This window comes from Shewanella sp. UCD-KL12, assembly GCF_001957125.1.
GTDB lineage: Bacteria > Pseudomonadota > Gammaproteobacteria > Enterobacterales > Shewanellaceae > Shewanella.
Genome location: NZ_MPHJ01000015.1, coordinates 74,188 through 86,880, shown reverse-complemented (window position 1 = coordinate 86,880; position 12,693 = coordinate 74,188). Strand labels below are relative to the sequence as shown.

At 42.0% G+C, this 12,693-nt stretch carries 13 protein-coding genes and 1 tRNA gene; 10 read left to right on the top strand and 4 right to left on the bottom strand.

Going from position 1 to position 12,693, the window contains the following annotated elements:
- Positions 1 to 153: 153 nt before the first annotated feature.
- The 3 genes from BM736_RS20050 to BM736_RS20040 form a co-directional block, all read right to left on the bottom strand.
- A tRNA-Pro gene (locus BM736_RS20050) sits at positions 154 to 230 on the bottom strand.
- Positions 231 to 444: 214 nt separating this feature from the next.
- Positions 445 to 2,226 (bottom strand): DUF3413 domain-containing protein, encoded by a 1,782-nt coding sequence (locus tag BM736_RS20045; RefSeq protein ID WP_076415429.1) that lies wholly within the window; start codon positions 2,224 to 2,226, stop codon positions 445 to 447.
- A gap of 101 nt (positions 2,227 to 2,327) precedes the next feature.
- The gene (locus BM736_RS20040) at positions 2,328 to 2,543 is read right to left on the bottom strand and encodes a YejL family protein (RefSeq protein WP_076415427.1); all 216 of its coding nucleotides are present in this window, start codon (positions 2,541 to 2,543) and stop codon (positions 2,328 to 2,330) included.
- A gap of 327 nt (positions 2,544 to 2,870) precedes the next feature.
- Here BM736_RS20040 and yejK point away from each other — a divergent pair, with 327 nt between their 5' ends.
- The 6 genes from yejK (at position 2,871) to BM736_RS25325 (ending at position 6,975) form a co-directional block, all read left to right on the top strand.
- Entirely contained in the window at positions 2,871 to 3,902 is a 1,032-nt protein-coding gene (yejK, locus tag BM736_RS20035; RefSeq protein ID WP_076415425.1) for a nucleoid-associated protein YejK, read from the top strand.
- Between the two features lie 272 nt (positions 3,903 to 4,174).
- Positions 4,175 to 5,056, top strand: a complete 882-nt coding sequence (locus BM736_RS20030) for a 6-carboxytetrahydropterin synthase (RefSeq protein ID WP_076415424.1) — start codon at positions 4,175 to 4,177, stop codon at positions 5,054 to 5,056.
- A gap of 193 nt (positions 5,057 to 5,249) precedes the next feature.
- The gene (locus tag BM736_RS20025; protein WP_083700408.1) at positions 5,250 to 6,002 is read left to right on the top strand and encodes a M23 family metallopeptidase; all 753 of its coding nucleotides are present in this window, start codon (positions 5,250 to 5,252) and stop codon (positions 6,000 to 6,002) included.
- A 76-nt stretch (positions 6,003 to 6,078) separates the two neighbouring features.
- Complete coding sequence (locus tag BM736_RS20020) at positions 6,079 to 6,429, top strand: hypothetical protein (protein ID WP_076415422.1); 351 nt, start codon at positions 6,079 to 6,081, stop codon at positions 6,427 to 6,429.
- Positions 6,430 to 6,442: 13 nt separating this feature from the next.
- Entirely contained in the window at positions 6,443 to 6,676 is a 234-nt protein-coding gene (locus tag BM736_RS25330; protein WP_218638773.1) for a hypothetical protein, read from the top strand.
- Positions 6,673 to 6,975, top strand: coding sequence for an MAPEG family protein (locus tag BM736_RS25325; RefSeq protein ID WP_218638774.1), 303 nt, complete (start codon positions 6,673 to 6,675; stop codon positions 6,973 to 6,975). The genes BM736_RS25330 and BM736_RS25325 overlap by 4 nt, the downstream gene beginning before the upstream one ends.
- A 148-nt stretch (positions 6,976 to 7,123) precedes the next feature.
- Here the strand turns inward: BM736_RS25325 and BM736_RS20010 are convergent, their stop codons facing one another.
- On the bottom strand, positions 7,124 to 7,912 hold the full coding sequence (locus BM736_RS20010) for a phytochelatin synthase family protein (RefSeq protein ID WP_076415420.1): 789 nt from the start codon (positions 7,910 to 7,912) through the stop codon (positions 7,124 to 7,126).
- A 138-nt stretch (positions 7,913 to 8,050) separates the two neighbouring features.
- Between BM736_RS20010 and BM736_RS20005 the strand changes: the two genes are divergently transcribed.
- The 4 genes from BM736_RS20005 (at position 8,051) to BM736_RS19990 (ending at position 12,693) form a co-directional block, all read left to right on the top strand.
- Positions 8,051 to 10,141 (top strand): TonB-dependent siderophore receptor, encoded by a 2,091-nt coding sequence (locus BM736_RS20005; RefSeq protein WP_076415418.1) that lies wholly within the window; start codon positions 8,051 to 8,053, stop codon positions 10,139 to 10,141.
- Between the two features lie 514 nt (positions 10,142 to 10,655).
- Complete coding sequence (locus BM736_RS20000) at positions 10,656 to 11,264, top strand: LON peptidase substrate-binding domain-containing protein (RefSeq protein ID WP_083700402.1); 609 nt, start codon at positions 10,656 to 10,658, stop codon at positions 11,262 to 11,264.
- A 60-nt stretch (positions 11,265 to 11,324) separates the two neighbouring features.
- The gene (locus BM736_RS19995; protein ID WP_076415417.1) at positions 11,325 to 11,951 is read left to right on the top strand and encodes a sigma-70 family RNA polymerase sigma factor; all 627 of its coding nucleotides are present in this window, start codon (positions 11,325 to 11,327) and stop codon (positions 11,949 to 11,951) included.
- Positions 11,944 to 12,693: a ChrR family anti-sigma-E factor gene (locus BM736_RS19990; RefSeq protein WP_076415415.1), complete on the top strand. Its 750-nt coding sequence runs from the start codon at positions 11,944 to 11,946 to the stop codon at positions 12,691 to 12,693. The genes BM736_RS19995 and BM736_RS19990 overlap by 8 nt, the downstream gene beginning before the upstream one ends.

Genomic DNA, 12,693 nt, shown 5'->3' with positions numbered 1-12,693 from the left:
GTCTGCTAACTTTACACTCCAGTGAAAGCCAGGCATCAATTGTCTGGCTTTTTTGATCTTGCTAGCTCATAAGTAGGTATAAATTGTGGGGCAAGGGCAAGATGCTAGAAAGCAAAAAGCCAGACTTACTGAGTAAGTCTGGCTTTTTTAATGTGGTCGGGATAGCAGGATTTGAACCTGCGATCTCTTGTCCCCCAGACAAGCGCCTTACCGGACTAGGCCATATCCCGAGATGCTTCTTAGTAAGAACTAAGATACCTAGACAGTTACTTGGGGGCTCTCTAGGTGAGGCAGAACTTTATCAATTCACTTAAGGTTCTGCAAGACAATAGTCAATATGAATGCGCTAATTGCTTAGTTTGTAAGCTTTTAAAGTGATGGGTATGCAAAAGGTAGCCAAAGCATAAGCGCTACCTTTTATTTTGTTGGCGTATTCGTCAGGTGTTAATGGTTATACATCCGGCGACCTTCACGCATGACCTCAATCAGTTCTGGTGCACTCATTTTCTTGCGAAGGCGCTGTTTATAATCGTTATCATAAATTCGATATTTACCATGTCTGTCGATAACGGTTATCTCTGACTTTTGGTAGATGCCAAAGGTTCTATTATCACCGACATAGATCCAGGACTCTTCATCTGGCTGTTGTAAGCTACGTCCTGCACTATAATCTGAAGTTACATTCGTACAGCCAAGTACTTGTGTCATTAGGGTTGGGGCAATGCCGTAATGACTAGTACGGTAATTGATATCTTTGGCTTGAGCTTGCGGCCAATGAATCACTAAGGGAACATGTACATTGGCAGGTGACAAGTTACTACGCGCTTCGTTAGGGTTACTGGTAAAGAGTTTGCCGCTAACACCAGTAATGATCACTATTGTGTCTTCAGGCAATGAAGTCACAATTTTCTCAATCTCTTGATCAATAAAATTCAGCGACTGACGATACTGATTAAACAGTACCCGTTGAGCGGGTTTTAATTTCTCTTTTGCTTTAACCGTCTCAATCCCTAAGAAACCGATAGGGGTATCGTAACTGTCAGGGGCTTTAAGGTTAATCAAGCCAAACCAAGGTGTTTGTTGCTTTGATTGCCACTCTTGAAAGTGTACTACTGATTGAATGTCTTGCTGTGCACCACTGTCGTTGGGAGCAGATAAGATTTGCTCAAAATCATTAAAACTTGCATGGGGCATTTGGGAGAGTTCTGCGGCAGCAAATAACCCCAATTGATAGCCTTGCTGTTTTAATGTTTGTGTCAGTAATGGAGACTTTTCAGATAGGCCTCTTGCATTAATGTAGCTACCTTGAAGACCATATAAGATAGAAAACATTCCGCTATTAAACTGGTTGCCACCGCTTATGTGGTGATGAAATGCTTGGTTATTGTCACTGTACTGACTAAGGAAAGGCATGGTTTTATTATCCAGCATATCCGCTCTTAAGCTGTCTACAGTCAGTAATAGTATATTTGTTTGTGCCTCAACGTTGGCGGTACATTGCAGCGGTTTTACTGGATAGTTCAAACTACTTTTGAGAGAACTCTTTGGTTGCTGTGTACTGTCAATGCCATGGCTTTCCATAAAAGATCTAGCCGTGGCAGGGTACGACAAGGGGTAGGCATCATCGAAACGGGTTATCTCTCTTACGTCAGTAGCATCGGCCCAAACATGAATGATATGACTACTGATAAAGCAAAGCCCCACAAAGGCGACAACCTTATTACCACAATGAACCTTATGTATTTTCTCTATTCGCTTCCAAAGAAAGTTTGCTGCGGTTAGCTCTAAAATAAGAATGCCAATAGGGGTGACAATATAAGATGTGCCACGTAAGAGGGCGTTTAGATCGGCCCAAGCCAAGTCAAAAACAAAGGGGCTGAGGTGTAAGCCGTAATCATCATAAATGATGGTGTCATACAGTAAGATACACAGGCTTAAAGTGGCCACAACGGCTGCAAAACCACGGAGAATTTTAGAATAAGGCAACAGCAGAGTGACTGGAAACACTAAAACTAGGTAAACAATAAATGCTAAAAAGCTGAAATGGCCGATGGTGCTTATGGCAAGGTAACCCCAGCCAATCAGAGTTTCGGGGTAGCCAACGCTATCGAGATAGCGCAAGCCTACGATCATAGCAAGAAAGCCGTTGAAGAAGGCAAACCAGTGCCCCCAACTTACTAGGCGTGATACGCGATCACGCCCCATCTCTTTTTTACGCTCGACCATGTGGCTCCGCTTACCGTTTTAGATGTTTGTTTATTAAACACTAAAGTATCTTAAATGTTTTTAAACTATGTTTGCTAATTTTTCAATCAGTAAAGCAGGTATTAACCTTTTACTGATTGCGCTAAGGCTTTAGAAAACTGCTCTGCAACTTGTGCTCTAGCCTCTTGAGGAACCTTACGTGCAAGCAGGTCAGTCACACAGTTACCTAGTACCATCAATCTAAGATCTGTAGGTGCTTGATGCTTATCTAGCACAGCACTGATTTCTGCGATAATAGATTCAACTTGTGTGTTTGAATATTTAGATTGTATAGCCATATTTAAAAAGTGTTTCTGTTCATTAGATATTTGGCGCCTATGATAACCGAAATTCACACCTAGCACGATATCAATGGAAGACAATGGGCGAATTGAGCAGTAATTTTATGCATGAATCACAGAAAGTAACCGATTTTTTCGTGTGCTTATGGATAAATAGTTCTGGGATTTAACTTTGCTATCTTATTGTTGAAGCGTTATTGCAAATCGGGCAATATAGGTGGCAATTTTAAGGTTAGGTTCTGCTCTAATTATGAGCGGGCCTGGTCACCTTATTCAAAGGTGACACCGCCATTACTTTAAACCACATTATCTTTATCGAGGCTTATGAGTATTAACGTCGAACAAGCAATCATCCACTCAATTTCTCAAGACACTGAAGGACAGTTGAGCTGTCGTCTACGTCCCCAACCTCTGTTAAATGGTGAAGCCGTTGAAGCTATGCTCGATGAGCTGCATCAGACTTACACGACGAAGGCGGGTAAAGGCTTTGGTCATTTTGGTACTCATGGTGAAGATGGTGAGGCCAACCCTAAGTTTATGCAGGCGTTGACTGAGTATAGAAATGGTGAGCTTGGCTTTGTTGAATTTTCAGGTATAGCAGGGAAATTACTGCAAGAGGAGCTGGCTAAATATGATTTTAGTCAGGGAGGATATTTACTGCTTTCCTGTTATACCCATATGACCAGTGATTATTTATATGTCTCTTTGCTCAATGCAAAGTCGTCAATGACAGTACTTGATGATATGGAGCTCTCGCAAAATACCCATCTAGACCTTAAAGATGTTCAACTTGCGGCGCGTATTGATCTTACTGAATGGCAAGCAGATGAAGATTCACGAAAATATATCTCCTTTATTCGTGGACGTGCAGGCCGTAAAGTCGCTGATTTCTTCCTCGACTTTATGGGTTGTGTCGAAGGCGTGAATACCAAAGCACAAAATAAACAGTTGATGAATGCTGTTGAGGATTTTGTGTCTAGCAGTGAGCTGACAAAGGATGAGCGTCAGCAGTGCCGCGAGAAAGTATTCGATTACTGTACTGAACGTTGCGATGTAGGTGCAGATATAGAGATAAAAAATTTAGCCGATGAACTGGCCGATAGTGGCATGGATTCATTTTATGACTTTGCTCAGAGTGGTGAATATGAGTTAGAAGATGAGTTTCCTGGCGATAAACCAACATTGCGTCAGCTGAAAAAGTTTTCCGGCACTGGTGGCGGTGTGACCCTGAGTTTCGATGGTGCGCATCTTGGCGAAAGAGTCATGTATGACCCTATTTCAGATACCATAATGATCAAAGGTGTCCCCGCAAACTTAAAAGACCAACTTGACCGTCGCTTGAAAGGCGGGCAATAGCAGCTGTTTTAAATCACGGTTTGCAAGAGAGTTAAGGCGCCTATGGCGCCTTTTTACTTTATCTGTTCTTGATACTTATATTGATGGCAAATTAAGCGTACTTTTCAACTTTACCTTCAGAGGGAATAAACGGGTCGAAAAAAACAGTGTTCGCATGTAAACTTGCCAGAACTGATAAGGTGATTTGAAATCATTTTTGAACAATTTTGTCTTTCGGCCCCTGCCGAATGGGCGTAAAAAAAGGTGGACTGTTTTTCTACCTAGGAGCGTAAATGCAACTTTTTGTTAGAGATTTAACCGTTATCGATTTTTCTTATTTGTGTCCAATTCGCGGCATGGTAGGCGAAAGTTGGATTGTGGATGTTTTGCTTGATGGCGGCTTAGATGAACAAAACATGGTGTTGGACTTTTCAAAAGTAAAACGCACGATCAAAGACACCATTGATAATGTGGCCGATCATCGTTTACTTATTCCTACTGCGTACAGCGAAGTTCGCTGGCAGCAGCAGGGCGATAAAGTTTGGATGGATTTTAATAGTTTAAAAGGTGATATTCACTTAGCTTGCCCAGCTCAAGCTTTTGCACTGATCCCTAGTGAAATTATCGATTTTGAGAGTGTTAACACGTTTCTGCAAAAGGCGCTGAGAGAAGCGTTGCCTGAAAATGTTGAGGGTATTGCTCTGACACTGAGAAATGAGTTACACGATACGCCTTTTTACCATTATTCCCATGGTCTTAGAAAACATGATGGCAATTGTCAGCGTATTGCTCACGGGCACCGTAGCCCGATTAATATTTTTGAAAATGGTATTGCTGCGCCACATTTAGACGAATATTGGGCTGAGCGCTGGAAGGACATATATTTAGCCACTCAAGAAGATGTGGTGCCAGTCGGTGAACTTTCATTATCACCACAGGCGAGTATCAATGATGAGAGCCATTATGGATTTTGTTATCAGGCACCACAAGGTGAGTTTCAACTCGCTATGCCTAAGTCCTCATGCGAGGTGATCCCTCACGATACAACGGTTGAGCTACTCGCCGAGTTTGTTGCTAACACTCTGGTCGCTCAATCACCTGAAAAAACGTTTAAAGTTATTGCTTATGAAGGGGTAGGTAAAGGGGCTATTTCAGTCAAGGGCCCTAACGTATAGCGATAATCAATCTTGTGCGGATTAGGGTTTAACTGATCCGTTACGGCATCTATCAGTAAACTCATAATAACTTTCCAACAAGGAGCTCTGTTTGACGATTCTTACCAGGTTTAAAGCTTTGCTGTTAGTCTCCTTTATTTCAGCTTCTGGATTGTCTGCTCAGACATTAGCTCAAGTTGAACTGACTGGCAAGATGGAGCAGGGCGCCTTGATCCGTGCTCAGGTTGAACCAGGCACTCAAGCATATTTAAATGGCGCTCCTATTCAAGTAACCCCAAACGGTCAGTTTGCCTTTGGTTTTGCCCGCGACGCTGAATTAGAGCAAGAATTAAAGCTGATTTATCCTGACGGACTGACTCAAATTAAGCCGCTTTCGATAGCAACGAAAGAGTATAAAATTGATCGTGTTAATGGGATCAGTAAAAAGATCATGACGCCTGACCCCGAAGCACTCGCGCGTTCAGCTAAAGACAGCAAGCAAGTCAAAGCTGCACGCGGTCAGTTCTCTGAGATAGAATCTTTCAATCAAGACTTTATCTGGCCACTGACTGGGCGTATCTCTGGGGTGTATGGTAGTCAGCGTGTCTATAACGGTAAGCCAGGTAACCCGCATTATGGTGTCGATGTGGCAGCTAAGACGGGAACTGTCGTTATTGCACCTGCTGATGGGGTGATCAGTCTGTCTGTGCCGGATATGTTCTATTCAGGTGGGACTATCATTCTCGATCATGGCTATGGGGTCAGCTCAAGCTTTCTACATCTTAGCAAGCTCTATGTGAAAGTAGGGGAATCTATCAAACAAGGCCAACCTATAGCTGAAGTGGGGGCTACAGGGCGAGTCACAGGTCCACACCTTGACTGGCGAGTGAACTGGTATCAAATGCGGCTCGATCCGGTAACGATAGTGCCAGATATGAGTGAAGTGCTTAAAAGGGATAAGAAATAGCCATTAGAAAGTGTGAAATTTAAGTTTTAACCGATGACTTAATGGCCATGATGCTTTTTTGGTAAAAGGAATTACGGTGAAATACTTATTAGTTATCGGCGTGTTAGTGGCGCTCTATCAATATTTCAATAGCAAGTGTGCCCCCGAATACACTTCTTGGCATGAGATTATTAATAAAGTAGAGCAGGAAGGGGCGACGCTTAGCGAGGTCAAATCCGGTGCCACCATACTTGCAAAACAGTTATGTAACGATGAAAGTTTTCAGTCTAGTGGCAGCCAGACCCTTGATTCATGTCACCGAAGCTATCAAAAAAGACGTAAAAACTGCGATGAGATAGTTTTTAGCGATGCGCCAGAGACATTCTTAATCAAGAAAGAGGTGTCTACTTTAGCTAATCGTTACCTTTTATGTGTCGGTGCAGTATGAAGAGGCGAGTGAGATGGCGTTAACAGTAAAACAATTGGGTGTATTTAAAGGGATGGTATCAGCGATGCTGCTCTCAATTTTGAGTATCTCTTTAGCTGTTATCTATGATCCATTTAACTACGTAGAAATTAACCACTATTCACAAAGGCTTGAGGTGCTTGGGGGAACGCTAATTTTACCCATACTTTTGTTAATTGTGTCCATTGGCGACTCGCTAAATATCGATTTTTTAGCCCAGAAGATATAGATGGTAGTGGGCTTACTTCAGGCTCTCAACAAGCTGGAATATTACAAAGCCTGCTGCAAAATACCTTAGAGCAAATTGTTATCGCGGGTTCTGTTTATGTTGCTTGGTGTCTCTTGATGCCTGCTTCATGGTTATCTACCGCGCCTATCTGTTCAATATTGTTTGCCATTGGGCGCATAAGTTTCTTTATCGGTTATCACAAGGGCGCACCGGCTAGAGCGTTTGGCTTTGCGCTTACATTCTATTCAAGTGTTTTACTGTTTGTGACCCTGGTTGTTTATCAAGCCGTCATCGCCTAGGGGAACCGACCTAGTGACAACATCTATTCAACCCACTTAAAGCCACAAGGATGTGGTGAATGTCTATATTGCAGGAGCAAATATTGCCCTTGCCTACAGCGGTTTTAACTCCCGCTGAATGGTTAACTCTTTTATGGAAATGGTATTATTAAGCTTCAGACAGGATAACAAAACCTCTAGAGGTATCTTTATCTTTCTTAGCCATGGCGTTAAAAAGTGCATCGGACTCTACCCATACCCAAGTTTGAAAGGTATTAGACACATCCATAATTAAAAACGAATCAGAGTCTTTGTCATAAGCAACGACCGGGGAGAAGTGCCCGCTACCAGCTTGGTTTAACACAACGCGTGAGTAATTAATTATGGCGTATTTATGCGGCGCTGATAATGTACTAATAAGCGCTGCTTTCTGTTGTGTTTTGTCTTGCAAATTATTGGCGAAAAACACTTGGGTTATTAACCCATGATTCGTCGCTAGACCTGAAAGGTTTGATAGGCTGAGTCCATAGTCATTGCCCCCATCCTTTGAGGGTTTCCCCATTATTTCGAGCTTACTTTTTGGACTGAGTGCTACCACAGTGCTTTGACTGTATCGGTTAAACAGCGGGCTCCAGCCATTTTGTGGAAAATAAACCCTTTCATCTTGTGCAATAATCGACTGATCTGATGCAATGATATGTTCATCTTTGCCCACTCTCAGTGCATTTAAAACGATTGTCATGGAGGCGACACCGCAATAGACCTTGTTCTCTTGCCCTTCAAAGTGTGGGGATAAACTAAAAAAATCTTGTTTGACCTTTGATTCACTTAGCCTGTGTATTCCCTCTGTGCTATCCCAATCAACAAGGGACGTCGCGAAGGCTGGCGTGTTATTAACTAAATAGCCTATGGAGAAAAATAACACTGTTATCAGCGATCTTCGGATTATGGTGTTCATAAGAGTGGCCTCAATGACTTGCAATACTGATAAAGCTTATCGGTATGAATGTCACCAAGCATTTATATCTCTCGTAAAAAAGCCTAGTAATAACTCGCTCTATAGGCTGAGCGAAATTTCAGACTACCTGGCCTCTTTATGTTCTCTAAGTGCAGTGTTGCTTTATCCATTTTAGCAGCGATTAACCCCATCTTTGTTTATGCTCACGACAAGCATGACGATATAGAGATTATTAGTGTGATGGGTATTAGCAAGCCGATTGCGTCGAATAGTTCAGCGATGAAAATGGATATGAGTCAGCTTGAAACGCCTGGTTCAATCTCGGTATATAGCAAGGAGTTAATCGAGGCTCAACGCGCCAGTTCTCTTGGCCAAGTATTAAGAAACGATGCCAGTGTCTCTGTTGGAAATGTACGACGCAATCGCGAACGATTTTATATGCGTGGTTTTGTACTGGAGCCAGATCAAAGCTATATGCGAGATGGTCAGTATCATCTATCTCGTTATGCTCAACCGATTGAGCTTTACGAACGTGTCGAAGTCCTTAAAGGACCATCGGCTCTGCTTTATGGAAAGTCGACGCCTGGCGGAATGATAAACTTAGTAACGAAGAAAGCCCATGATGAGATGCAGTTTAATCTGTCTCAGGAGTATGGCTCATTTGGTTTTAATCAATCGCTGCTTGATGCTGGTGGTAGTTTGAATGAGTCTGGTAGCATTCGCTCTAGGGTGATTTTATCTAAATCGTCGCAAGATGGATGGCGCAGGTATAAAGATGGTAGCTATGCTGGTCAAGAACGTTTTGTCGGAGCATTAATGCTTGAGGCTGATTTAAGTGAAGATACGACCTTGAGTCTTAACTATGATCTTACTGATGATGAGGGCAGGATTGAGATGGGGCCACAGCATCTTAAGAATAAAGCCTCGGGGAAATTTGAGTTAGCAGGAAAGCGGGATTATATCTGGGATATGCCTTGGTCTAATCGTAAATCACAAGTAGAGAATAGTGGCTTCACGTTTAACTCTTACCTTAATGATGCTTGGTCAATCAATATGGGCTTTAATCAGCAAAGGCATCAGCGACAGACTCTTGAAAGTCTTTATGGCAAAGTACAAAACGTTGATTTAGATAAGGGAACATATTCACTTCGAGGCCGTGATACCTTTGAGAGGTTCGACGTTACAACAGCCTTTTTTGACCTTAAAGGCGATTTTTATACTGGTGATATACACCATAGGCTGCTAGTTGGAAGCAGTATTGTAGATTACGATCGAACTGGGCAACAGATGAAGATGGCTATTGCTGGGCGAGCGAGTTTCAATGATCGACATATTATAGAGCGACCTAAAGAGTTGGATTATCGCAATGGCGCTGCTATGACTCATGTACAGCGTCATACCTATGGGTTATATGCTCAAGATATGATTGAGTTTAACGACAGCTGGCATCTGTTAGCGGGGCTACGCTTTGATAGAGAGCAGACGACTCATGAGACTCGTCATAATGTCTTACCAAAGCTTGGTATCATCTATCACCCAACTGAAAATACCTCTATCTATTCGACCTATAGTGAGAGTTTTGAACCTAAAGATCCAATCTCTAACAGTGATGATGTTAACTACGGAAAAAAGTTACAGGCTGAACGTGGTCAATCTTTTGAAATTGGCGCTAAAGGTGAATTTTTAGAGGGCGCTTTATATGTTTCTACAGCGCTTTTCTCTATCGAAAAAAACAATAAAGTTGTCACAGATAAACGTGATGATAAGCCTGTCACCACTCAAAATGGCAAAGCCTTACATAATGGAGTTGAGTTGACGGTCGAAGGTAAGTTAACCCCGTCACTATCTATGCTTACCTCCGTGATGTATCTAGATGCAAAAATTATCAGCGATCCGCTTTATACAGGTAAACGGGCTAAGGATACGCCAGCGTTCACCGCGAGCACCTGGTTTAACTTTGATGTGACCGAACAAAGTCAGCTCTCTGTTGGCGCTGTCTATGTGGGAGAACGATTTGGTGATACACCTAACGACTTCTTAAAAGAGGCCTATGTTAAAGTTGATTTGGGCTATAGCCATAGTGTGCACTTTTCTAATCAGCACCTAGCTGTTTTTCGTGTCAATATTGATAATCTATTTGATACTTATTACCTCAGAGGCGGCTGTAGCAACAGCGCTATGTTCTCCGATGGGCGCGCGATAAAAGCATCACTGCAGTATAAGTTTTAATGACTAGGCTGTCGAAAAGACAAAGGCGAGTCAGGGCTCGCCTTTATCATCCCGTCACACTTTACATCCTATTTAACTGCTAATCCGGATATCTGATGTGATCACCGCTTTGAAACCTTGTTGGCGAACTATGGAACCGGAATCACTTTTTTGAAATACGATGTTCGGGTTAGTCAGTCGTTTGTGATCCCTTTGTCGCGAGCTTATTTTTACCTGTAAAATGGCTATGATTGTGATTGCAAGCTTAAATATATGCCGTGACTCTATAGCTTGTTTGCTTTAGGTGATTTGAGTTTAATTCACTATCACATACTGCCTAATCTCACTTATGTAGATATGGCCAGTAAGTTCCACTTTTTTCCTAAATTCAGATTAAATGACTCCACTCTTATAAGGTCGCTTAATCAATTAGCAGATTTATTTTCAATTCTTGAACTGATTAGCCTAGCTAACAGATCTAAAACACTATCTACAGCGTATTTATCTGTACTTAAAATATAAATGGGCCGTTAATGTGAAAGATATTAATCCTTTACAGGTTAGTCAGTTTGCAAAGCACTTGCCGGTAATGCCGCTACCAATGGTGATATTGCCAGGTGGAATACAAAGATTAAAGATATTTGAACCTAAATATATCTCTATGATAAAAAAAGCGATTAAAGGTGATGGTTTTGTAGTTTGCTTGCAAAAAAAACACTCACCATACTCCTGTTCAAATTGGGGGGGGCGGGTAAAGATTATTGATTTTAATTTAGCTGAAGGGAACATTTTGCTCATCGACATTCAAGCATTAAACCTAGTAAAACTAGGGGAAGTAGAGCGAGATATTGGTGGATTACTCAGCGCTACATTCACTCCTTTATCCCATTGGGGCTTTCGTGAAATCAGTTCTGAGACACGTGAATTAGCTGAATCTCTACAAGACATTTTTCAATCCCATATCAGTTTGCGAGACCTTTATAAAAAAACGTATTTTCATGACGCTAATTGGGTTTGTGCAAGGTTTATAGAGATCTTACCTTTATCATTGAATAAAAAAGAAAAATTTATATTTGATTATAGCTTTGACCAAATCGAAGGTTTTTTACATACTTTAATTCAAGGAAAAGTTAAAAACAGTTGATCCTTTTCGGTTTGGGTTACGTATAGATGTAAATAGTGCTGAAATAATGAGTACACCAATATGCTGAAAACTGAGGGGATACAACGCGTTGTTGAGGTTAATAATATCATCTCTAAACAAACAGAAGAGCAGGTTCCTACTGAGTTAAGTGCTTGGATAGTGCTTGTTGCTACACAGCGTGATAAGCGTGCATTTACTGCTATTTTCACCTTTTTTGCACCCAAGATTAAGCGTTTTGGCATAAAACAACTCAACACTGATGCCATGGCGGCAGAGCTGGTGCAGGAGACGTTGTCACGTGTATGGAATAAAGCTTCTCTTTATGATCCAAGCAAAGGCGCGGCAACCACTTGGGTCTACAGCATCATGAGAAATGCCGCTTTTGATATGTTACGAAAAATCAAAGTTAAGAATGAGCTGCTACTCGGCGACGATATCTGGCCAATTGAAGCCGAGGAATATAGCGCCAGTGAAGAGTTCTCTGATCATTTGATGGACAGACAGATAGCTGGTTATGTTGATCAGTTACCAGAAGCTCAAAAGTTAGTCGTCAAAGGGGTATATTTTCAGGAGTTATCTCAAGAGCAACTTGCTAAACAGCTCAATATTCCAATCGGTACCGTCAAATCCAGATTAAGATTAGCCCTTGCGAAGTTAAAAGAGCAGGTAGGAGAGTCACATGATTAAATTACATCCTAAAGAGTCGCTTCTGTCATCATTTGTAGAAGGATCTTTGCCTGCTTCGCTCTCTGTCGTGATTGCAAGCCATGTTGAGATGTGCCCTGAATGTCAAAAGCAGGTTGAAAGTTTGACAGAGCAAGCTGCGAATGCTTGCTTTGGTGAAGGTTCAAGCTCAGCTACGCAGTTTGGCTTAGCGCCTCAAGTGGAGATGCTTTGCGAAGAGCTAATGGATTTTGACTCTGACGTTGAAGCTTCACTCAATGACAGTGAATTGTCTATGTTAGAGGCGATAACGTCTGCTACCGAGGAGGTTGAGCACGTTGCAGAAACTGTAGATTTGGCGGCCATTACAGATAAAGAAATTGAGGTTTCTGGTGCTAAATTTAAAGTACCAAGGGCGTTAAGAAACATTGAGATAAAACCGTTTCAGGGGTTGGGGAACCTTTCTCGTTCTCGTTTGAGTATTGAAGATGGTGACTTAAGAACCAGTCTGCTGCATATCGATAAAGGAGGAAGTGTACCGACCCATACTCATAAGGGGTTTGAAGTGACTTTGTTACTACAGGGCAGCTTTGAAGATGAGATGGGTGTTTATCAAGCAGGTGATTTTATTTGGCTTGACGCTGAGCACACTCATCAACCAGTGACTAAAACAGGATGCGTGTGCCTCACTGTTTCAAATGACGCGATTCACTTCACCAAAGGGGTCAGTCAGTTACTTAACCCTATTGGTCAGTTTATCTATTAG

Excerpts from the sequence above, each read along its gene's own strand:
- BM736_RS20010 (WP_076415420.1), bottom strand. The coding sequence starts at position 7,912 with ATGAACACCATAATCCGAAGATCGCTGATAACAGTGTTATTTTTCTCC.
- BM736_RS20030 (WP_076415424.1), top strand. The coding sequence starts at position 4,175 with ATGCAACTTTTTGTTAGAGATTTAACCGTTATCGATTTTTCTTATTTG.
- BM736_RS19995 (WP_076415417.1), top strand. The coding sequence starts at position 11,325 with ATGCTGAAAACTGAGGGGATACAACGCGTTGTTGAGGTTAATAATATC.
- BM736_RS25330 (WP_218638773.1), top strand. The coding sequence starts at position 6,443 with ATGGCGTTAACAGTAAAACAATTGGGTGTATTTAAAGGGATGGTATCA.
- BM736_RS19990 (WP_076415415.1), top strand. The coding sequence starts at position 11,944 with ATGATTAAATTACATCCTAAAGAGTCGCTTCTGTCATCATTTGTAGAA.
- BM736_RS20025 (WP_083700408.1), top strand. The coding sequence starts at position 5,250 with ATGGAGCAGGGCGCCTTGATCCGTGCTCAGGTTGAACCAGGCACTCAA.
- yejK (WP_076415425.1), top strand. The coding sequence starts at position 2,871 with ATGAGTATTAACGTCGAACAAGCAATCATCCACTCAATTTCTCAAGAC.
- BM736_RS20005 (WP_076415418.1), top strand. The coding sequence starts at position 8,051 with ATGTTCTCTAAGTGCAGTGTTGCTTTATCCATTTTAGCAGCGATTAAC.
- BM736_RS20040 (WP_076415427.1), bottom strand. The coding sequence starts at position 2,543 with ATGGCTATACAATCTAAATATTCAAACACACAAGTTGAATCTATTATC.
- BM736_RS20045 (WP_076415429.1), bottom strand. The coding sequence starts at position 2,226 with ATGGTCGAGCGTAAAAAAGAGATGGGGCGTGATCGCGTATCACGCCTA.